This window comes from Paraburkholderia fungorum (genome assembly GCF_046027605.1).
GTDB lineage: Bacteria > Pseudomonadota > Gammaproteobacteria > Burkholderiales > Burkholderiaceae > Paraburkholderia > Paraburkholderia fungorum_F.
This window is the reverse complement of sequence record NZ_JAQQEF010000001.1, coordinates 684,258-705,415: the sequence shown is the minus strand read 5'-3', so window position 1 is coordinate 705,415 and position 21,158 is coordinate 684,258. Positions and strand designations below refer to the sequence as shown.

The following is a 21,158-nucleotide window of genomic DNA, read 5'->3' as shown; positions in this document are numbered from 1 at the left end:
AAGGCCATTGTCTCGGCAGACATGGATTTCGATGGTCATAGTCCGGAGGACGAAGATTGCTGCTCCTTTCCGATCCAAGGGGCAATAGGGTACGGCGAGCCTGCTTCGCAGGTTCACAACGCCTTGCGATAAACCACGAAGCCCGACTGTTCCGCGACCTTGTCGTACAGCTTCATCGCCGTGTGATTCGTCTCATGCGTTTGCCAGTAGACGCGCTGCAACCCGTCCGCTTTTGCCCGCGCATACACCGCTTCAATCAGCGCCCGGCCGACCCCCTTGCCGCGCGCGGCGTCCAGCGTGTAGAGATCCTGCAAATAGCAGATCGGCGCCACCATGGTGGTGTGACGGTGATAAAGGAAGTGCACAAGGCCGAGCAACTGGCCGTTGCGTTCAGCGACCATCGCGTGCATTGGCTCGTAGGCATCGAAGAACCGCCCCCATGTGACTTGTGTGATCTCACGCGGCAATGCCGTTTCGCCCGAGCGGCCGTAGAACGCGTTATAGGCATCCCACAGTGGCAGCCAGGCGTCGAAGTCGGCGGCCGTGACGGGGCGGATATGAATCGCATCGGACATGGGTGTGGTTCCTTATGGGGTTATCGTTGCGGGTGAACGGTGACGCCGAAACCGTCAGCATAAGGAATTTGCAGCGCCATTGTTAGCGCCACAATGCGACCAGAATTTGGAACCACGAATCTGGACTACGGCCTCTAGATGTCGAATGAATGTTCACGCGAACAAGCTGGCACACGCCGCTGAAGCAGGCACGTTTGTACGAAGACAAGGAACCCTAAACCGCTTCCGCCCTGAGCCAACGCGCGAGCATGACATCGTCGTCCGTCTCCAGCGCTTGCGCGACCCGGCGCCCGACTGCCGCGCCGAATTTATAGCCGTGGCCAGAACATGCCGACACCACCAGCGTGTTGCCGAAGCGCTTCGAAAAGAAGCGTTTATCCGCCGTGAACGTGTAGGCACAAGTTTTTACTTCGGTGACCGCATATTCGTCGATTCGCGTGAACGGCGGTGCAAACAGCCGACGCAGGCTATCGCCTTCTCCAGGTGCCGCCACGCGATTCGCATCGGGATCAGGCGCGCGCGATTTGAGCGCGCCCGCGCCGAACTTCAGACCAACGCCGTCGATGGGCGGCAGCACGTAGCCGTCGCTATCACCACCAATATCGACGATGGCAGGCGCATTCGACCACGCCTCCTCCAGATCCGCCGGCGGCTCCATATAGGCAACCACGTTGCGATAAGTCACCAGGTTTTCGGCGAGCGCGGGAAACAGTTGCAGCGTCCACGCACCGGCAGTCACCACGAGCCGGTCGGCGCGAATGATCGTGTCGTCTTCGATCCGCACGGAGGCCGCGTGCGGATCCACCGCGAGCACCTTGGTGTGCGTGCGAATCTCCGCGCCGCGCATCTTGAGCCACGCTTTCATGTCGCGCGCAATGCGTTCGCTAAACAGTACGCCCCCATCGTGATCCAGGTAGGCGTAGCGAAACGTGGCCGGGTCGAGAAACGGATAACGCTCGGCCGCTTCGCGCGGATCGAGCCGTTCATATTCGAATTGCATCCGGTCGAGGCCGGCGCGGAATAGCTCGGCGCCATCATCTGCGCATTGCGAAATGCCAAGCACTCCGCAGTTCGCATAGTGGGAGACGCCCAGGTCATTCCACACCAGATCCCAACTATCGAATGCCTCGACGATGCTGCGTGCGTAGCCGTCGGCATCGCCATACGCGCGCCGGATCATGCGATGCCGGTCGCCCGAGGCGGCGAGTGGATTCGGAATCGAGCCCTGCTCGATCAGCGTGATGTCGTGCCCCAGCTTCACGAGCGACCACGCCGTGCTCAAACCGGCGATACCCGCGCCTACGATTGTCACCCGCATGCCATCTTCCCCCGAGTCGATGTATCCGGGTCAGAGTCTAGCAGCGGGAAAAATAAAGCGGTGCGCGATTCAGGTGCATCGGCACACGCGCGAGCCGGTCGATTCAATGTGGTGCCAGCCAGGCAGTGGTCTCCGCGCGCCGCCGTATCAGTGTTTGTGCTCCGCCGGATGGCGCAGCTTGTCGCGTACTTTCTTCGCGGCGAACAGGGGCACGTAATCGAACACACGCGCTTCGTGCCGGTAGTCGGCCAATGTATCCGCATACATCTTGGAGACCGTTTCCGTGGGCGTATCGGTTTCCTCTGCGATGCTTTTCACCAGTTCGTCGACGTTAGGCTCGGGTTGGGACATGAATATCTCCGGGACAGCGGGTGGATAGGTGGGCTGCCACGCGGCTTGCGAAAAACGGGCGCACGACAGGAATTTCATTACAGGATGCGATTGGCCGCGACGCCAATTGAATCGGTCTATCGCACGATCCTTTTCACAGAGATTTTTGTGTTGCATTGCCGCAAGCGTCCGCACCGCGTGGTAAAGCGGGAAATCAATGGGTGCGGCTTACTTCGCTGATCAGGCGTTTGCACCGAAATGCGGCTTGAACGCATCCGTCCAGCCTCGGCGAACGTACTACGTTTTATTACCGCCCGTTCGATGCCACCGTCGTGTGCCGTTTCGTTTGAGCCGGACAGCGCACCCACCGCATCCGATCGTGCCCTTTCAGCATATAAACCGCACAGCCATTTGAACGAGGCCCCCATGCCGCCACTTGCCGCCGCCGTGATTGCCTTGATCGGACTCGTCGTGATTTTCAGCGCCGTGTGGGCTTGGCAATTGAAGAGTGAGAACGCCGGCATGGTCGACCCGGTTTGGGCCTATTCGCTCGGCTTGGTGGCGGTGCTCTATGCCGTGCTCGGCACCGGCGATCCGGTGTCGCGCGCATTGACCGCGCTGGGCGGCCTGATCTGGGGCGTGCGGCTCGGCACGCATCTGTGGAAACGCAATTACGGCAAGCCCGAAGACGCGCGCTATCGCCGCTTCCGGGAACAATGGGGCGACAACGCAGGCACCAGGATGTTCTGGTTTTTCCAGCTGCAAGTCGTGATTTCGATGCTGCTGTCGCCCGCTTTCCTCGTGCCGTCGTACCGGAGCACGCCAGCGCCAATCGGCTGGATCGTGCTGGCTATCGCGCTGTGGATCGTCTCGGTAGTCGGCGAAGGCCTCGCGGATCGGCAACTCAAACGCTTCGCGCAAAACCCGGCCCATCACGACAGCGTGTGCCGCGTCGGCTTGTGGCGCTATTCACGGCATCCGAATTATTTCTTCGAATGCGTGCATTGGCTGGCGTACATCGCGCTGTCGTTCGGCACGCCGTGGGGATGGTTCACCTTGTTGCCGCCGGTGTTGATGGCGTTTCTGCTGCTGAAGCTCTCCGGCATTCCGCTGCTCGAAGAAAGCATGGCGAAACGACGCGCCGGTTACGCCGAATATATGCGAACCACCAGCGCGCTGATTCCGTGGCCGCCGCGGCATTGAGATGAAGACGACCAGGTCACGGCGTGAGCGAATGTTCAAGAAAGCCCCGATAGAACGCTAGGGAGTCACCCTCATGAGCCTTTCCACCACCGACCATACGATGCCGCCTCCATCGCCCGCCGACCCCCGCGATGGCTGGCTGATCCAAAGCTGCGAACGCGGCTGGCTGCCCGACAGCCTGATCCGTTTCGGCATGCGTCAACTGATGCGCCAGCGTTTGCGCGACGAAGCGATCGACAACGGCGAGTTGCGCGCGCAACGGCTCAACCGTCTGCTGGACGACTTGCGCGCGAGTCCGATCGCCATTGAAACGCAGGCTGCCAACACGCAGCACTATGAGGTGCCGGCGTCGTTCTTTCATGCGCATCTCGGACCGCATCTGAAGTACTCGTGCTGCTTGTACCCGACCGGCAACGAAACGCTCGCGCAAGCCGAAGCGGCGATGCTCGAGCGCTATGCCGAACGCGCGGAACTCGTCGACGGTCAGCGGATTCTCGATCTCGGTTGCGGGTGGGGCTCATTGTCGTTGTGGCTGGCGGCGCATTATCCGCGCGCGCAGATCGTCGCGCTGTCGAATTCGCATGGGCAGCGCGCGTTTATCGAGGCGCGTGCGGCGGAGTTCGGTTTGCGTAATCTCTCGGTGGTCACGGGCAATGTCGTCGATTTCGAATTAGATGAAGCGCAGCTTGGCGATGGTTTCGATCGCGTGGTCTCGATCGAGATGTTCGAGCATATGAAGAACTACGGCCTGCTGCTCGCAAAGATTTCGCGTTGGATGCGCGACGAGGCGAAGCTGTTCGTGCACATCTTCGTGCATCGCACGCTTGCGTATCACTTTCAGGTGCAGGATGGCAGCGACTGGATGTCGAAATACTTTTTCACGGGCGGCACGATGCCGTCCGAAGCGCTCCTGCTGAACTTCCAGGACGATCTGCGGATGGAGCGTCAATGGTGGGTGAGCGGCACGCATTACGCGCGCACGGCGAATCATTGGCTCGCGGCGCTCGATGCGGCGCGTGGCCAGGTCATGCCGATGCTGGTCGATACGTATGGCGCGCGGGATGCGGCTGTCTGGTTTCAGAGGTGGCGCATGTTCTATATGGCCGTGGCCGAGTTGTTCGGCTATGCGGAGGGAAACGAGTGGGGTGTGGGGCACTATCGGTTTGTTAAGCGCTAAAGCACTGGCGGGCGTCGCTTCACAGGCGGGCGGCGTCGGGTGATGCGGTTGACCGGGCGTCGTTCGCGGGGTAAACGTTGCTTTATCCCGCAGAAACCTGAAACCCGAAACCTGATCCGCACCACGGTATGACCACAAGCAAACCCATTGCACTCGATCGGCTATTGCATGACATTCGCGCCTGCACCGTGTGCGCGCCGGTGCTGCCGCATGCGCCGCGGCCGGTCGTGGTCGCGTCGGCTGACTCGCGCATTCTGATCATCGGCCAGGCGCCGGGTGCGCGCGTGCATGCTTCGGGCATTCCATGGAGCGATGCGAGTGGCGCGCGTTTGCGCAATTGGCTCGGCGTCTCCGACGAGCTCTTCTACGACGCCTCCAAATTTGCGATCGTGCCGATGGGCTTCTGCTTTCCCGGCAGAGGCGCGAGCGGCGACTTGCCGCCGCGGCCCGAGTGCGCCGCGCATTGGCATCAGGCCTTGCTCGCCCAGTTGCGCGAAGTGCGGCTCACGTTGCTGATCGGCCAATACGCGCAGCGTTATGGTCTCGGTGACGCATATGGACCGACGCTCACCGATACGCTGCTGCGTTGGCGGGAATATGGCCCGAGCGTGGTGCCCCTTCCGCATCCCTCGCCACGCAATATCGCGTGGTTCAAGCGCAATCCGTGGTTCGAAGCGGAGGTGTTGCCGGCGTTGCAGACGCGGGTGACGACGGCGCTCAAAGCATGATTCGTCACGCGCGGTCAAAATAAACGGCAACACACTAAACACACTATTAAGCGACCGGCGGAATAAACCGGCACACTAAGGCGTTAGCTTCATATCGTCGGCGAGAGCAGATATCGCATCGGCATGGCGGACTTTTCAAACAGCTTTCGCAGGAACGCATTTGCAGACCAAACGACTCATGAACACGCACGCCGATTCCCTGACCGATTCGACCGGCACGCCGGTGCCGTCGCGCTATACCCGCACGGCAATCACGCTGCACTGGCTGATCGCGCTGCTGATGATCGTCAATGTCGTGCTCGGGTTGACGGCCGAATCATGGCCCGACGACTGGGTGCGTCCGGTGGTCGATACCCACAAGTCGATCGGCATCACGGTGCTCGGTCTCGCGCTGCTGCGCATCTTGTGGCGCGTGTCGCACAAGCCGCCGCCGCTGCCGCGTGAGTTTCCGTCGTGGGAAAAAATCGCCGCTCATGTTGCCCATTTCCTGTTGTATCTGCTGATGATTGCGTTGCCGCTCTCCGGCTGGTTGCACGATTCCGCCTGGAAAGATGCGGCCACGCATCCCATGCATCTGTTCAACCTGTTTCCCTGGCCGCGGATTGGCTATGTGATGCATCTCGACCCGGTACTCAAGGAGACCCTGCACGATCGCTTCGGCGCCTTGCATACGTGGCTCGGCTACGTGCTGTATGCGTTGCTGGCCATGCATATTGGCGGCGCGTTGAAGCATCAATGGATCGATCGCAAGTCGGTTCTGAAACGCATGGTGCCGTGAGCACCGCCACGCTATTTTCCATTTGAAAACCGCACCATCGACGGGCTCGGCAGTCATTTTGAAGAACACTCTGGAACAGGCGCTCGCCCTCGCGTCGCCGCGCATACTGCCGCGTCCCACTACGCTGCTGAGCACGCTGATTCATTTCAGCGTAGTCGTGCTGTGGTTGCTGCTGTTCGCTCGCGCCTTCTTTCTGCAAGGTGTGGTGGCGTGGTCGACGGGGATTGCGTACGTCGTGTACGACACCTTGCTGCTCGCGTTCGTCACGTGGAAAACGCTGCCGCTGATGCGGCCCACGGCGCCGCTCGAGCCCGACTTCGATTCCCGCCGCTTGCCGGACATGGGTGTGATCGTCGCGTCGCATAACGAGGCGACGGTGTTGCCCGTGACGCTCGCCGCGCTGCTGCGCCAGACACATGGCCCGGCGCAAATCGTGATCGCCGACGACGGTTCCACCGATGCCACCCACGCGCTGCTCACTGAGCGCTTCGGCTTGACCGCCGCAGCCGACGGTGTGCTGAGCGCGCCGAGTTCGCTTTACCCGAATCTGTACTGGCTGCGCGTGCCACATGGCGGCAAGGCCCGTGCGTTGAACGCGGCGATCACGGTCATGACCACGGACACCGTGATGACCGTCGACGCCGACACGCTGCTCGACGATGACGCCACCTACGCGATGCGCGCCGCCTTCGCGAGCGAGCCGAAGCTGGTCGCGGCGGCCGGCATTCTGACGCCTGTGTGCGGCAAATCGGTATCGGGCCGCGTGTTCCAGTGGTTCCAGACTTACGAATACATGCGTAACTTCATCGCCCGTTTTGCGTGGATGCGCGCCGACAGTCTGCTGCTGATTTCAGGCGCGTTCGCGTCGTTCAAGCGCGACGCGTTGGTCGACGTGGGTGGCTTCGATCCGCAGTGCCTGGTCGAAGACTACGAGCTGATTCACCGGCTGCGCCGCTATTCGGTCGACCATGGTCTCGACTGGGACGTGCGCGTGGTGGGCGATGCGCATGCGCATACCGACGCGCCGGACAACCTCGGCAGCTTCCTGCGGCAGCGCCGCCGCTGGTTCGCCGGCTTCCTGCAAACGCAGTACTGGAATCGCGACATGACCGGCAACCCACGCTACGGCACGATGGGCATGCTGATGTTGCCGGTCAAGGCCATCGATACGATGCAACCGATCTACGGGCTCACCGCCTTCGCGCTGCTGCTCGGCTTTCTGTTCGGCGGGCATGGCGCGATCGTGGTGTCGATTTTCAGCGTGATCTTCATCAAAACGGCGATCGACCTCGCGTTTTATCTGTGGTGTATCCATCTCTACCGCCGCTGGACCGGCGAGCGCACCGGCTCCAGTCTGTGGATGGCCGTGCTCGCGGCAATCGCCGAGCCGTTCACGTTCCAGTTGGTGCGTCATGTCGGAGCGCTGCTCGGCTGGCTGCATTTCCTGCGTGGCGGACGCTCGTGGGGCGTGCAACGCCGCTCCGGCCTCGTGACGCACGACGAAACCTAGCCGCCGCCCAGCTGTTTGAGACTGGCCGGCAGGCGCAATTGCGTCCATGTGCGGTATATCAAGGCAGCGTTGCTGGCGGCGAAACCATACCGCTTCGGGTTCGAGTAGACTGTACGACGATGTCGGCCTGCGAATTGCAGGCCGATCACCTTCTATCCGCTCGTGCACGGAGGCACCACGTATGCATGCTGTTCCCCCGCTCGAACAAGACACCGTCGATGCGCCGGTCGATGCGTCGGCTGCTCATGCAGCCGCTCATTTAGTCACTCAGGCTGACTCCCCAGCCACAGGGAACGCCCACACGCCGGATAAAGACGCCAACGGCGCCCCGGTGCGCGATCTGCGCCGTGTAGGTATTCACCCTGATTACTGGTATCCGCTCGCGTGGTCGCATGAAGTGAAACGGGGCAAGACGCATGGTGTGACGTTCGCGGGTGAGCCGATCGTGTTGGCGCGTACCGAGTCGGGCAAGGTGTTCGCGCTCGAAGATCGTTGCGCGCATCGTCAGGTGCCTTTGCATCAGGGCGTGGTGGACGGCGAGTCGATCCGCTGCGGCTATCACGGCTGGACCTACGACTGCTCGGGCACGTGCATCGACGTGCCGTATCTGGGCCGCGATCGTCTGCCGAACGGCGTGCGTTCTTATCCGTGCCGTGAAGTCGAAGGGCTGATTTTCGTGTTTCCCGGCAATGCCGAGTTGGCCGACGAACGGCCGCTGCCCGCATTCGGCTCCGTCTCCGACAAGAAGTACAAGACGCGCCGTTTCGGCCGTCCGGTGAATTGCCACTATTCGTTCATGCACGAGAACCTGATGGATATGAACCATCAGTTCCTGCATCGCCGGCAGATGGGGCAGATGCGCGCGCGCTCGTTGGGGCGGCGGCGCGGCGAAGGCTGGGTCGAAGTCGATTACACGTTTGCACGCATGGCCGGCCAGCAGCCGATCGGCGAAGCGATCGTGTTCGGCCAGAGCCGCAAGACCGGCGGCGACAACGACAAGGACGTGATGACGATCCGCACCGAGTATCCGTATCAGACGCTGCAGATCCGCACGTCCGATCAGACGCTGGTGATGGATTTGTGGATCGTCTACGTGCCGCTCGATCGCGAGCAGCGCACGAACCGCACCTTTGGCCTGCTGTCGATTCGCAAACCGGGCATTCCCGGCGTGCTGAATCTCGCGTGGCCACTGCTCGTGTGGTTCACCGAACGCATTTTCAAGGAAGACCGCGAGATCGTCGAAGCCGAACAGCGCGCGCACGATTCGCAAGGCGCGGACTGGAATCACGAGGTGTTTCCGGTCATCAACGAACTACGCAGTTTGCTGCGCGAGAGCGGTTCGCCGGATCAGGTGGTGGGCGCCGGCACCGGCGGCGCCGCGGTGATCCGCTTCTGGGATTCGCGCCACGGCAATCCCTTGTCGCATACCTGATAGTCGAGTTTTTTGGCGCCGTGCGGGACCGTACAATCGTCGGCGACGATGAGCGGCGAGCCGGCGGCGCCGGCTATAACAATACGCGTCAGGCAGAGGCAGGCTCATCGATCGGGAAAGCCAAAAATCATAATGAATCGCCTGAGGGGTCCATTCGATGAGTACAGAACTGCATTCAGTGATGCCGGTTGTCGTGTTCTTTGTGGGCCTCGCCATCATGGCGGTGGCGCTTGTGAAGGGCGGCCCCAAACAGCCGCCGCCGCTCGCGTCGATCAACGAGCCTTTCAAGTCCGTCGACACTTCCGATTTACCTCCGCTTGAACGCTACATCGCACGCGATAATGCAGAGCTCGCGTATCGGCGCTACGCGAGCCGGATAACGCAGGCGCGGGGCAGCGCCGTGCTGATTCACGGTTCGTCGGCGAGTGGCGTGAGCCTGCATACCTTGGCGAAGGCGCTCGCCGCGGCCGGTTACGACGTCTACGTGCCCGACATGCGCGGGCATGGCGAATCGGGTAAGAAAGGCACGATCGCGTATATCGGCCAGCTTGAAGATGACCTGAGCGACTTTCTCGACGCGGTGCAGCTGGCTGGACCGCGCACGCTGGTCGGTTTTTCGGCGGGCGGCGGCTTCGCGCTGCGGTTCGCGGGGGATGCGCGGCAGCTGGCATTCGACCGCTATGTGCTGCTTGCGCCGTTCATTCATCAGAACGCGCCGACAACGCCCCCTTCAGTCGGCGGGTGGGTGAATATCGGGTTGCCACGCGTGATTGTGCTGGTGATCCTCAACAAGCTGCGCATTACGCTTTTCAATCATCTGCCGACCGTGGCCTACGCACTGTCACCCGAGGCGGCGGCCAAGCTCACGCCGCAGTACTCGTACAACCTGATGCAGAACTTTCGTCCGCATGAGGATTACCGGGCGGATATCCGTGCGACGCGGCAGCCGGTTGAAGTGCTGGTCGGCGCGGATGACGAGGCGTTTCACGCCGGGAAATTTGCTGGGGTCTTTGCGGAAGCAGGGCGTGTGGTACCGGTCACGATCGTGCCCGGCGTGGCGCATATCGCGTTGACGCTCGATGCCGCCGCCGTCGCCGCGATTGTAGCGGCGGTGTCTGAGCATGCCGGCGAGGTGGCTTTTTTCGTAGGTGGACTTTCCACCCGGTGGGGAATTAATGCATCTCCACCCAGTAGGGAATTCGGGCCGATCGAGCAGCGATAATGGCATCTAACACACGCAGGTTTGCGGCATTCGAGATGCGCCGGCCTCCGACCCGTGTACCATTTCGCTTTTTCCGATCTTTAAGAACACCCCGTGACTACGCAACACATCCCCACCGCATCCCGTAAATCCCTCACTCTGCTGCAATTGCTGGGCCTCATCGGCGCCGCCGGACTGATCGCAGCCATCGTACTGAACCAGTTCGTCTGATCCCCGCTACAAAGCTCTAGCGTCAAGCATCCAACCTTGGGCCGGCGCTTGCCGCCGGCTACATCGATATTCCGATTTGCCATGTACAAGAAGGGCGTAGCGGTAGAAATCCAGTTTTCGCCCGAGCGACTCAACGACGGCGCCGGCGATCCGTACTGGATCGATTTGACGCGGGTTGAAGCGCAACGGCTGCTGGAAAGCCTGCAGGCACGTCTGGCTGAAAGCAGCGTAGGCACCGCCGCGCCCTTGGTGGTGAGCCTCGATGAGACGCCGGCGTCGCAAGCAGTCTCTGCGTCGCATGCGTCAGAAGAAAGCGCAGCCTCGGCGGACGACTTCAAACAATGGGTCTGCGTGATCTGCGGCTGGATCTACGACGAAGCTGCCGGCTTGCCGGAAGAGGGTATTGCGCCTGGCACCCGCTGGGCCGATGTCTCGGCCGACTGGCGCTGCCCATTGTGCGACGTGGGCAAGGAAGATTTTGCGTTGGTCGAGTTTTAAGCTCGACCAACCGTTCAAACGGTTCGAACCGTCATAACGGTTCCCGCGGCCCGGCTAGACGCCGGGCCACACAGCGGCTTTAACCCGCCCCTTCCGGAAAATCCGCGCCGACCGTTGTGGCTTCCCAGCCGTCGAAGTCGCCGCGCATGAAGTCCAGCTTCTTGCGCGCCAGTTCGAGCGCGGTCTTGCCGAGCAGCAAGCGCAGTGGCGGGTTGTCCGACAGCGCGGCATCGATGATGGCTTGCGCGGCGCGCACCGGATCGCCCGCCTGTTTGCCGCTGCGCGCTTCGGTCTGCTTGCGGCGCTCGCCGGCGGTGGCCGCATAGGCGTCGATCACGGTTGCCGACTGCTTGATCGACGGCCCTGCCCAGTTCGTGCGGAATGGGCCAGGCTCGACGATCAATACGTCGATGCCGAGCGGCTTCACTTCCGTTGCGAGCGATTCGGACAAGCCTTCCACGGCGTACTTGGTGGCGTGGTAGTAGCCGGTCGCGGCGAAACTCGTAATGCCGCCAATCGACGACACGTTCACAATCAACCCGCTGTGCTGCTCGCGCATGATCGGCAGCACGGCCTTTGTCAAGTCGACGAGACCGAACACGTTGGTCTCGAACATCGCGCGGACTTCGTCGTCCTCGCCTTCTTCGATCGCGGCCAGATAGCCGTAACCCGCGTTATTGACGAGCGCGTCGATGCGGCCGAAACGCTGTTTGGCTTGCGTGACCACGTCTTCGATCTGCGCGCGGTTCGTTACGTCGAGCGGCAGAACCAGTGCGCGATCGCCGTGTCCTTCGGCGATATCTTTTACCTTCGACGGGTCGCGGGCGGTGACTACCGCGCGCCACCCGCGCTCCAGCACCAGCTTTGCCAATTCGCGGCCGAAGCCGGTGGAACAGCCGGTAATCAGCCAGACGGGGTTGTCTCGATTCATCATTTGGGAAACTCCTGTTGATGGGTCAAATGGCCTGTGAAAACGCCACGCGGCGAAGAGGTGCAAGGCATCCGCAGGTGCGTTACGGCTGCTTGCGTTTGGAATGAACGTTTAATTGTAGTCGCAGCGCGGCAGCTTCGCTTTGCAGCGCTTCGACGAACGCGCCGGCCAGCGGATGGCGCGGACGATGCTCCGGATGAATCACGCTCACGCGAAACGGTAACGACACGGCGAGCGGCCGGATATGCAGATTGCGGCCCGCGAAATCCAACGCGGTAAGCGGATTGACGATGGCCACGCCGAGGCCCTGCCGCACGAAACCGCACACAGAGACGGCGGTGGGCGTCTCGATCATCTGGCGGCGCGCGATGCCCGCTCGTGCGAAAGTTTCGTCGATCAGAATCCGGTACGGATCGTTCGACGACAGGCTAACGAAAGGCTGATTCGCGAAGTCCTTCAGTTCGATCACGCGCTTCGCGAGCAGCGGATGCCCATCGGGCAGCACGCAGACTTCATCCACTTCGAGCAATGGCGTCAGACGCGTGCCGGCCGGCGGCGCGCCGTGCTCGGTCAAGCCGAGGTCGTAGCGCTGCGCGGTCAGCCATTCTTCGAGAAAGGGCGACTCCTGCGTCGCAATCGAGAGGCTGACGCCGGGCTGTGCATCGTGGAAGCGTCTCGATGCGCCCGGCAGGATCGAATGTGAGAACGCGGGCAACGCGATGACGGAAAGCTGGCCGCCCTGAAACTCGCGCAGGCTTGCCGCCGTGGATGCCACCCGTTCGAGCCCGGTATACGCGCGCTTGATTTCGTCGAACAGGGTCAACGCGGATAGGGTGGGACGCAGCCGGCCATGCACGCGTTCGAACAACGCAAAGCCGATGCTCTGTTCCATGCGCGCCAGTTCGCGGCTTACCGTGGGCTGCGAGGTGAAGAGCATCTCGGCCGCTTTGGTGACGCTGCCTGCTGTCATCAAGGCGCGGAAGACTTCGATATGTCGATGTGTGAGCGCCATGACGCCTATATCAGGAATGAATAGATCATCGAAGTATAGGTATTTTACTGAATGACCGGTTTTCAGCATGATGCTGCTCACACCCTTGCTTCGATATAAAGAACCGCAACTCGTGACCTCATTCAATCCACAACAACTCGTCGAACTCGCGCGGCAGCACGGCACGCCCCTTTGGGTCTACAACGCCGACGTTATCCGCCAACGCATCACCGAGTTACGCAGCTTCGATGTGATTCGCTATGCGCAGAAGGCGTGTTCGAACGTGCACATCCTGAAGCTGATGCGAGACGCAGGCGTAATGGTCGATGCGGTGTCTTTGGGCGAAATCACCCGAAGTCTCGCGGCGGGCTTCACGCCGCAGGGCGATCCCGAAGGCGTGGTCTTCACAGCGGATCTCGTCGATCACGCGACGCTGGCCGCCGTGATCGAGCATCGCGTCACAGTCAACGCCGGTTCGCTCGATATGCTCGAGCGCGTCGGGCAGCAGGCGCCTGAAGGGCATCGTGTGTGGCTGCGGATCAATCCCGGTTTCGGCCACGGACACAGCAACAAGACCAACACGGGCGGCGAACATAGCAAGCACGGCATCTGGCTCGACGACGTGCCGCTGGCAATAGCGATGGTGCGGCGCTACGGTCTGAAGCTGGTCGGATTGCACATGCATATCGGCTCCGGCGTCGATTACGCGCATCTGTCGCGCGTGTGCGATGCGATGGTCGAAGCCGTGCAAGGCCTAGGCCACGATATCGAAGCGATTTCCGCGGGCGGCGGTTTGTCGGTGCCGTATAGCGAAGGCGAAGCGCGGATCGACGTCGAGCATTATTTTCGTCTTTGGGATACGGCGCGCAAGCAGATCGAAGCGCATCTCGGACATCGCGTCAGGCTCGAAATCGAACCGGGGCGCTTTCTGGTCGCCGAAGCGGGTGTGCTGGTGGCCGAGGTGCACGCACTGAACCGGCGGCCGAGCCAGCAGTTCGCTTTAGTCGATGCGGGCTTCAATGACCTGGTGCGGCCATCGCTTTACGGCAGTCATCATGAGATGACGGTGGTGAAGGGCAATGGCATGCCGAGCGAAGCGCCAGTGGGCTCGTTCGCGGTGGCCGGCCCGTTGTGCGAGGCGGGCGATGTGTTCACGCAGGCGGCGGGCGGGGTCGTCACGAGTCGTTCCATGCATACGCCGGATGTAGGGGACTTCGTCGTGTTTCACGACGCGGGGGCGTACGGTGCGTCAATGTCATCGAACTACAACAGCCGGCCGTTGGCGCCTGAGGTGCTGCTGGAAGACGGCAACGCTCGCTTGATCCGGCGTAGGCAGACCATCGACGAGTTAATCGCGCTGGAAACGCTGGGCTGACCAGCACGTCGATAGCCGTATAGCTGGCGTTGCAGCGTAGAGCGCGGCGGCTGGCTCAACTCGCTCGCTCGTTGGTTGCGATGTTCCGTCGACACCGCATGAACCTGGCGTTATCGCGCCCTTACCGTGCGCGCGTACGACGCAATCATCGTCGCGAGTTCCTGTGCGGCAGGCGTGACGGGAATCGCCGCGCGCTGCAACAGACACACGTTCTGTTCGACGGCGCGCTCGCGCACATTGATTGACGTCAGCGTGCTCGCAAACGGCCCACGTTTCGCGACGACCGACGCCTCCAGCGACAGGCAATCCGTCGCGCCAACCAGATACAGCGTCTCGTACAAACCTTCCACCGTCGCGATGATTCTGGGCGGCGGCAAGCCGTGGCTCTCGAACAGATGGTTCAGACGGTTAACCTGCGGATCGCCGGTGAGGTTCGGCGAGGGCGTCGCCACCCATGTGCAATCGACGAGTTCGGCAAGCGACGTCGCTCCCGCTTTCGGATGACCGCGACGGCAGACGATCACCGGATCGGACGGATAGAGCGGCGTGACGGACAGATCGGCCGTGTCGGTGTGCTTCGAGACCAGCGCGACAGCGAAATCGAGCGTGCCTTCGCGAATCCACGAAATCATCATCCGCGAGGTGCCGGTGCGCAAATGCACCGCGACCCGCTCGAAGCGCGCGCGGAATTCCGTCAGCACCGGCGCGAACGCGTCGAGGAGCGGCTCGGTGGTCATGCCGAACGTGACCTCGCCCGCGTAGTCGCCGCGCAATTGCTGCACTTCCTGCTCCGCGCGCTCGCATTCGCCGAGAATCGCGCTGGCGCGCTGCAATAGCCGCTGGCCGAGCGCGGTCAACGCGATCCCGCGGTTCGTGCGGGTGAACAAAGTCGCGCCCAGCATCGATTCGAGGTTCTGCAACTGCTGCGTGACGCCGCTCTGCGCGATGCCGAGCGCCCGCGAGGCGGCACGGATGCTGCCGTGCTCGGCGATAGCAGTGAACGCGCGCAACTGGGAGATCGTCATTGCCATGAGAACGTCGGTGATCGGTAAAAGTGATCATGATATTACTTTCGGGGCTTCTTTGAGGCGCGGTGACGGCATAGGATTGCCCTGTAGTAATCCGTCCACCCACACTCTCTCCCATGAAAATTCCGCTGATGATCTTGAGCGCCGCGCTGTTTTTCAGCAGTGGTGCGTTTGCCGCCGACCCCACCACGCTGCGCCTCGGTATCGATCCGAGCTATCCGCCGATGGACGCCAAGGCGCCCGACGGCAGCTTCAAAGGTTTCGACGTCGATCTTGGTAACGAAATCTGCAGGCGCATTCATGCGCATTGCCAGTGGGTCGAACTCGAGTTCTCCGGGATGATTCCGGCGCTCCAGGCGCGCAAGATCGACGCGATTCTTTCGTCGATGGCGATTACGGAGAAACGCGAGCAGCAGATTCTGTTTTCGTCGAAGCTGTTCCAGTTCAAATCGCGGCTGATCGCCAGGCAAGGTTCGCCGCTCGCGGGCGGTATGAATGCGTTGGCCGGCAAGCAGATCGGTGTGCAGTCGGGCACGCAGTTCGAGGGCTACGCGTTGAAGAATTGGGCGCCGATGGGCGTGCATGTGGTCGCGTACAAGAGTCAGGATGAGGTGTTCGCCGACTTGCAGAGCGGCCGTCTCGATGGCGCGTTGCTGGGTTCGGTCGAAGCCGACTACGGCTTTTTGCGTACGCCGGCGGGTAAGGGATTTGCGTTTGTCGGCGAGCCGCTTTCGATGGGCGATCGTGGCGTTGGCATCGGTCTGCGCAAGGATGAGACTGCGGTGCAGGCGTCCATTAATGCGGCGATTGCTTCGATGCTGAAAGACGGTACGTATGCGCAGATCGCGAAGAAGTACTTCGACTTCGATCCGTACGGCAATTGATTTTCCAGTTTACTTCTCTTCTACAGATCTCTGGTTCCCATGAACAAGCAATCGATTCCGCTTCTATCGCCGGCTATCGGCACGCACCGCGAGCTGGTGTCGTTTCATTTTGGTCCTGCGGATAGCGGGCAGAAGATTTATATCCAGTCGTCCCTGCATGCCGATGAAACGCCGGCGATGCTGACGACGGTTTTGCTTAAGCGTCGACTGCTCGAACTGGAGAAGCAGGGTGCGTTGAATGCCGAGATTGTGTTGGTGCCGGTGGCGAATCCGGTTGGACTCGGGCAGTACGTGCTTGGGCAGTTTCTGGGGCGCTTCGATCTGGGCAGTGGCAAGAACTTCAATCGGCATTTCTTGCAGTTCCCGAAGTTGGTGGCGCGGGCCAAGGAGGCTTTGGGTTCGGATGCCGCGGAGAATCGGCGGATTGTGCGTGAGTTGATTGCTGCTGAGTTGGCAGAGCAGAAGGCGTCGACTGAGTTTGAGTCTTTGCAGTTGGCGTTGCTCAAACTTTCATTCGATGCGGATGTGGTGATTGATCTGCATTGTTCTTTGGAAGCGGCGATGCATCTGTATACCAGTGAGGCTGCGTGGCCTGAATTTGAGCCTTTGTCACGGTATTTGGGCGCACAGGCTTCGTTGCTGGCGACTGACTCGGGCGGCGCGGCGTTTGATGAGACGCATAGCTTGTTGTGGTGGACGTTGCAGCAGGAAATGCCCGCTGATAAGCCGGTGCCGAATGGGACGATTGCTGTGACGGTGGAGTGCCGCGGGCAGCGGGATGTGTCGTATGAAGTTGCTCAGGAAGATGCGGATGCGTTGGTTGATTATCTGGTTTGGCGGAAGGCTGTTCGGGCCGATGTCGTTAAGCCATTGCCTGACTTGTTGTCGCCCGCTACGCCGCTTGCTGGCAGTGAGCAGTTCTATGCGCCCTTCAGCGGGATTCTGATTCATCGCGCGAAGATCGGGGACACGATTCGTGTCGGACAGGCTCTGTTCGACATAGTCGATCCGTTGACTGATGAGACGACTACTTTGACTAGTAATACTGAGGGCGTGTTTTATATGCGACGCGCGATTCGGTTTGTGACGGCTGGGGCGCCGTTGGGCCGGGTGACTGGGGCTCGGGCCTTTAGGACGGGGGTTTTGTTGGGGGCCTAATGATTCTGGTGTGCGTGCGGCGTGCCAAGGCCGGTAAGCCATCGTCGCGGCACGTACCGACGCTCTCACGCAACTCACGGTCGTGCAGGACTGGCAAGCACTTGCGGCCAGCACAGCGCAGCGAAGAGGAAGGCGCAATTTGTCGCGCCTTTTTTGCGCGATTCCCAGACTACGTATGGAACTGTCTATATAACGCTGCTCGTTGCGTCCCCAAGGCAATCTCAAGCACTATTGTTCGGTTTGCGTAGCTTTTTTATCTCCGGCAGGAACAGGATTTCGAGTGTCAGATTTTCGTACTCGTTCGTAACCGACGACCAGACAATTTCAAGGTTTCTCATCTTAAATCCAGTATAGGGAAGGTCGATTGACGAGCGAGGTGATGTAATTTTGCTATTCCATCAATCAGTCGATGGAAGTACTGATCATCAGTGAAACTCAATGACGAAAAATGAAAAGGCGCAATTTCTCGCGCATTCCACTTTCATCCCTCCCGTCGCGTTACCGGTCCTCTCCGCTCGCCAGAACTTCCGCGTGATAGACGCGTGCGCGCTTCGCAATCTATTCCCATTGTTCAATATTCAGGCAATGAGCCTTGATAGTTTGTAGACAATAAGAACAGATTGTTTTCCTTTTCAATTGAAAGCTCCACGAGCGGATTGAATTTGCCGGGGTAGTACCCACAGCAAGGTGGCCAATTTCAGCAGAAACCTTGTTCGATTGCCCATAGCTCCGTTTTCTCAAGAGTTGGAGCCTCCACTAGCTTCGGGGCGGCTCAATGCCTCAGCGACGTACCTTTCGACGGCACGCCGGAAATGCTTTCGACGTTATCAAATATGATTTTCGAAGTTCTTTCAAAAGAAAGCTATTCGAACGGGTCACCAAATGAATAATGAAAGGAGATAAGTTTCTGTGCAGCAACCTGGATGAACTCAAACCCGACGCCCAGCCGGTCAGATGGCAGGTGAGATAAAGATTACTGTAGTACTTTGTCCCGTCTCATTGAAGCCGAGATCAATACGGGATTAACTCGTGATTATGACCATATATTACTTGATGGATATTTACCGAGAGATTACGCAAAGAAAATTTTTGTGGCCCATTCACAACAGCGTGATGGCGATGTCGAGGGGAATGAGTGGCTTGCTCAATATATTTTGATATTGTCTCGACACTCCTGGTTGATAGAAAAAAACCGCACCGAGACCAGGAAGACATGATGTAAATCTTAACCATCGGAGATCAACCTATGAAAAAGTCGCTTCTCGCTTTTGCAGCACTGAGTACGTTCGCGGGCGTTGCTAATGCTCAAAGCAACGTCACCCTTTACGGCATTATTGACGAAGGCATCAACGTCACAACTAATTCTGGTGGGCAGCATCTATACAATCTCTCCAGTGGAGAAATTCAAGGATCACGCTGGGGCGTGCGCGGCACCGAAGATCTCGGCGGCGGCTTGAAAGCGATTTTCCTTCTGGAAAACGGTTTTGACATCAATAGCGGCAAGCTTGGTCAAGGCGGTCTGATGTTCGGGCGGCAAGCTTACGTCGGTCTGTCGAGTCGGTTCGGTTCGGTCACCCTGGGTCGGCAATACGACTCGGTCGTCGACTACGTGGGTCCGCTGGAAGTCGGAGATCAATGGGGCGGGTACATTGCTGCTCACCCGGGAGACCTGGACAACTTCAACAACGCTTATCGCACCAACAACACGGTTAAGTACACCAGCGCGAACTATAACGGCCTGACGTTTGGCGGCACGTATAGCTTTGGTGGTGTTGCGGGCGATCTCACGTCGAACCAGATATGGTCGTTGGGTGCCAGCTATAACAACGGTCCTCTCGTGCTCGGCGCGGCGTACCTGAATGCGCGTACTCCTGCTGCATCGGGTGGCCTGTTCAATAATGGCGGTACGGCGGCGGCACCATCGGCTGCGGTCACGACATCGATTTACAGCGGCTTTGCTTCGGCGAACACCTATCAGGTGATCGGCGGCGGCGGCGCATATACGTTCGGGGCAGCGACGATCGGTGCGACGTACTCCAACATCCGGTTCGATAATCTGGGCGCGAGCTCAGCTTCGCCGTACAGAGGGCAATCGGTTTCGTTCAACAACGCGGAAGTCAACTTCAAGTATCAGTTGACCCCGGCATTCCTGGTTGGCGTAGCGTACGACTACACGCGTGGCGCGGAGATTGACGGTGCTTCGCGCGCTCAGTATCACCAGGCTGCGGTTGGCGTAGATTACTTCCTGTCGAAGCGCACCGATGTGTATGTGACAGGTGTGTACCAGCATGCTCTTGGCGAAACGCTGAATGCAGCAGGTCAAACGGTCGCCGCAACCGCAAACATCGATCAACTGAGCCCGTCGTCGAACCAGAACCAGTTCACCGGTCGCATTGGGATTCGCACGAAGTTCTAACGTCACAGGTAGTAAAAGCAGGTCAACGAAGGTTCAAGAGGTGCTTGCGCACCTCTTCTTTACTTCATCCGGTCATGAGAATCGCATTTATCCCAGAGCACGGTACGCTGGACAGGGGAAGCGAGCAATGTTTGCCCTCCAGTGCGGACGATCATCGGGAATTCAAAACCGCGTCATCCCTGTTTCGAAGTTTGAAAGAGTCGCGTTGGAATCTTGTCGTGGCGGGCTGGGATCTGCCCGATGTCAAAGGGGACGATTTACTGCGCTGGATGCGGGCTACTTTTAGCGATTCTCCACCCGTCGTCTTTCTTACGACCCACGATGCTGCGGTCGACATTGTCAAATCTCTCGATCAAGGCGCAGTCGATTACATACTTGCGCCTGTGGAACCATTGGTGTTGCGTGCAAGGCTGGGCGCGATCTTGAGGTTGCTTTCGTCCGCCCACGATGGCCTCGTGAAAGAGGGGGAAGAGGGCCGTTATCAGGACACTCGACCGACTGTACGATTCGGCCGCTATGTATTCCATCAGCGGCATCATTATGTGGATGTTCAGGGTGAAAAAGTGATGCTTCGTCCAAAGGAGTATGCGCTGGCGATGCTTCTCTTTGAGAACATTGGGAAGACTCTCAGCAGAGAGTCGATACATATGAAGCTCTGGGAGACAATGGATAATTTTCCGACGAGGACGCTCGACACGCATCTTTCCAGACTACGGGCAAAACTCAAATTGGTTGGTGGGAATGGGTTTGATATCTGTCAGATACGGGGTGTAGGGTATCGGTTGGAATCCTGCTGAGAGCTAAATGAAGGACCGGAGGTGGGTATGTCGCGCAATTCGTTGGTTGTTCGCCTACGGTGTTGGCCTTTCCTTGCTTTTTTAGTGGTCTATTAGTGTCGCCCCTGTGCGGGGCGGGCACCTACTTTTCTTTGCCTGCCGCAAAGAAAAGTAGGTGCAAAAGAAAGCGGCCTTCCAGAATCAACGCCTTCGCTTCGAATGGATGTTCATGCACATCCATCGAGGTGTTCGCCTCCCGCGTCACGACGACGGTCTCCGGGAAACCTCGGGTGGGCGGGCACGTAGCGAGGTTGAGAGACCGGTGCCCAACCCAAACCGGTGAGCCTTGCGGCTCCCTCGCCGCGGCCCGCCCGATGAACGGACGCGCAGAGGCAATGACCTGCGTGGCAGGTTGATTAGGGTAGGCAGTCGGGCTCTCACACCCGGTCATCATTGTTTTGACGACCGCCAAATTATAAGTGCGCCCTTTTCTTAAAATTCACTTTGTTAGGCTAACTATCTAACTTTGGCCAATCGACCTAAGACGGATGCAATGCTCTGTCAGCGCAACGACATCAAACAGCCAGGCTTCAATTGAGCACCCCAAACAAACCGGCC

The 21,158-nt window shown here is 59.8% G+C and carries 19 protein-coding genes and 1 pseudogene; 13 read left to right on the top strand and 7 right to left on the bottom strand.

From position 1 onward, the window contains the following. Nucleotides 1–113: 113 nt before the first annotated feature. The 3 genes from PQR53_RS03025 to PQR53_RS03015 all read right to left on the bottom strand — a co-directional run bounded on the left by PQR53_RS03025 (nucleotide 114) and on the right by PQR53_RS03015 (nucleotide 2,244). A complete protein-coding gene (locus PQR53_RS03025; protein WP_408451072.1) occupies nucleotides 114–575 on the bottom strand; it encodes a GNAT family N-acetyltransferase in 462 nt (153 codons plus the stop codon). Between the two features lie 214 nt (nucleotides 576–789). After that, nucleotides 790–1,893, bottom strand: a complete 1,104-nt coding sequence (locus PQR53_RS03020) for an NAD(P)/FAD-dependent oxidoreductase (RefSeq protein WP_408451071.1) — start codon at nucleotides 1,891–1,893, stop codon at nucleotides 790–792. Nucleotides 1,894–2,040: 147 nt separating this feature from the next. Further along, nucleotides 2,041–2,244 carry a DUF3562 domain-containing protein gene (locus PQR53_RS03015; protein WP_408451070.1) on the bottom strand — a complete coding sequence of 68 codons (204 nt, stop codon included), beginning with the start codon at nucleotides 2,242–2,244 and terminating at the stop codon, nucleotides 2,041–2,043. Nucleotides 2,245–2,649: 405 nt separating this feature from the next. Here PQR53_RS03015 and PQR53_RS03010 point away from each other — a divergent pair, with 405 nt between their 5' ends. The 8 genes from PQR53_RS03010 to PQR53_RS02975 all read left to right on the top strand — a co-directional run bounded on the left by PQR53_RS03010 (nucleotide 2,650) and on the right by PQR53_RS02975 (nucleotide 10,981). Continuing rightward, complete coding sequence (locus PQR53_RS03010; RefSeq protein ID WP_408451069.1) at nucleotides 2,650–3,426, top strand: DUF1295 domain-containing protein; 777 nt, start codon at nucleotides 2,650–2,652, stop codon at nucleotides 3,424–3,426. Nucleotides 3,427–3,499: 73 nt separating this feature from the next. Then, on the top strand, nucleotides 3,500–4,603 hold the full coding sequence (locus tag PQR53_RS03005) for an SAM-dependent methyltransferase (protein ID WP_408451068.1): 1,104 nt from the start codon (nucleotides 3,500–3,502) through the stop codon (nucleotides 4,601–4,603). 128 nt (nucleotides 4,604–4,731) lie between these two features. Beyond that, complete coding sequence (locus PQR53_RS03000) at nucleotides 4,732–5,331, top strand: uracil-DNA glycosylase family protein (protein WP_408451067.1); 600 nt, start codon at nucleotides 4,732–4,734, stop codon at nucleotides 5,329–5,331. Between the two features lie 178 nt (nucleotides 5,332–5,509). Continuing rightward, on the top strand, nucleotides 5,510–6,109 hold the full coding sequence (locus PQR53_RS02995; protein WP_408451066.1) for a cytochrome b: 600 nt from the start codon (nucleotides 5,510–5,512) through the stop codon (nucleotides 6,107–6,109). A gap of 58 nt (nucleotides 6,110–6,167) precedes the next feature. Continuing rightward, entirely contained in the window at nucleotides 6,168–7,619 is a 1,452-nt protein-coding gene (locus PQR53_RS02990; RefSeq protein ID WP_408451065.1) for a glycosyltransferase family 2 protein, read from the top strand. 181 nt (nucleotides 7,620–7,800) lie between these two features. Beyond that, the gene (locus PQR53_RS02985) at nucleotides 7,801–9,051 is read left to right on the top strand and encodes a Rieske 2Fe-2S domain-containing protein (RefSeq protein ID WP_408451064.1); all 1,251 of its coding nucleotides are present in this window, start codon (nucleotides 7,801–7,803) and stop codon (nucleotides 9,049–9,051) included. Between the two features lie 157 nt (nucleotides 9,052–9,208). Beyond that, the gene (locus PQR53_RS02980; protein WP_408451063.1) at nucleotides 9,209–10,273 is read left to right on the top strand and encodes an alpha/beta hydrolase; all 1,065 of its coding nucleotides are present in this window, start codon (nucleotides 9,209–9,211) and stop codon (nucleotides 10,271–10,273) included. Between the two features lie 291 nt (nucleotides 10,274–10,564). Next, the gene (locus PQR53_RS02975; RefSeq protein ID WP_408451062.1) at nucleotides 10,565–10,981 is read left to right on the top strand and encodes a rubredoxin; all 417 of its coding nucleotides are present in this window, start codon (nucleotides 10,565–10,567) and stop codon (nucleotides 10,979–10,981) included. A 79-nt stretch (nucleotides 10,982–11,060) separates the two neighbouring features. Here the strand turns inward: PQR53_RS02975 and PQR53_RS02970 are convergent, their stop codons facing one another. Together PQR53_RS02970 and PQR53_RS02965 are read right to left on the bottom strand one after the other, a co-directional pair. Continuing rightward, a complete protein-coding gene (locus tag PQR53_RS02970; RefSeq protein WP_408451061.1) occupies nucleotides 11,061–11,915 on the bottom strand; it encodes an oxidoreductase in 855 nt (284 codons plus the stop codon). A 79-nt stretch (nucleotides 11,916–11,994) separates the two neighbouring features. Next, nucleotides 11,995–12,924, bottom strand: coding sequence for a LysR family transcriptional regulator (locus PQR53_RS02965; RefSeq protein WP_408451060.1), 930 nt, complete (start codon nucleotides 12,922–12,924; stop codon nucleotides 11,995–11,997). Between the two features lie 67 nt (nucleotides 12,925–12,991). Between PQR53_RS02965 and lysA the strand changes: the two genes are divergently transcribed. Further along, on the top strand, nucleotides 12,992–14,278 hold the full coding sequence (lysA, locus tag PQR53_RS02960) for a diaminopimelate decarboxylase (protein ID WP_408451059.1): 1,287 nt from the start codon (nucleotides 12,992–12,994) through the stop codon (nucleotides 14,276–14,278). Nucleotides 14,279–14,388: 110 nt separating this feature from the next. Here lysA and PQR53_RS02955 read toward each other — a convergent pair whose 3' ends face one another. Beyond that, nucleotides 14,389–15,309 carry a LysR substrate-binding domain-containing protein gene (locus PQR53_RS02955; protein ID WP_408451058.1) on the bottom strand — a complete coding sequence of 307 codons (921 nt, stop codon included), beginning with the start codon at nucleotides 15,307–15,309 and terminating at the stop codon, nucleotides 14,389–14,391. A gap of 113 nt (nucleotides 15,310–15,422) precedes the next feature. Here PQR53_RS02955 and PQR53_RS02950 point away from each other — a divergent pair, with 113 nt between their 5' ends. The 4 genes from PQR53_RS02950 (at nucleotide 15,423) to PQR53_RS02935 (ending at nucleotide 20,561) form a co-directional block, all read left to right on the top strand. After that, nucleotides 15,423–16,190 carry a transporter substrate-binding domain-containing protein gene (locus PQR53_RS02950; protein WP_408451057.1) on the top strand — a complete coding sequence of 256 codons (768 nt, stop codon included), beginning with the start codon at nucleotides 15,423–15,425 and terminating at the stop codon, nucleotides 16,188–16,190. 39 nt (nucleotides 16,191–16,229) lie between these two features. After that, complete coding sequence (locus PQR53_RS02945) at nucleotides 16,230–17,348, top strand: succinylglutamate desuccinylase/aspartoacylase family protein (protein ID WP_408451056.1); 1,119 nt, start codon at nucleotides 16,230–16,232, stop codon at nucleotides 17,346–17,348. A gap of 1,246 nt (nucleotides 17,349–18,594) precedes the next feature. Then, nucleotides 18,595–19,764: a porin gene (locus PQR53_RS02940; protein ID WP_408451055.1), complete on the top strand. Its 1,170-nt coding sequence runs from the start codon at nucleotides 18,595–18,597 to the stop codon at nucleotides 19,762–19,764. A 44-nt stretch (nucleotides 19,765–19,808) separates the two neighbouring features. Continuing rightward, complete coding sequence (locus PQR53_RS02935) at nucleotides 19,809–20,561, top strand: response regulator transcription factor (RefSeq protein ID WP_408451054.1); 753 nt, start codon at nucleotides 19,809–19,811, stop codon at nucleotides 20,559–20,561. Between the two features lie 169 nt (nucleotides 20,562–20,730). Here the strand turns inward: PQR53_RS02935 and PQR53_RS02930 are convergent. Then, nucleotides 20,731–20,805: pseudogene (locus PQR53_RS02930) on the bottom strand (cupin domain-containing protein); the annotation flags it as partial. Between the last annotated feature and the right edge of the window lie 353 nt (nucleotides 20,806–21,158).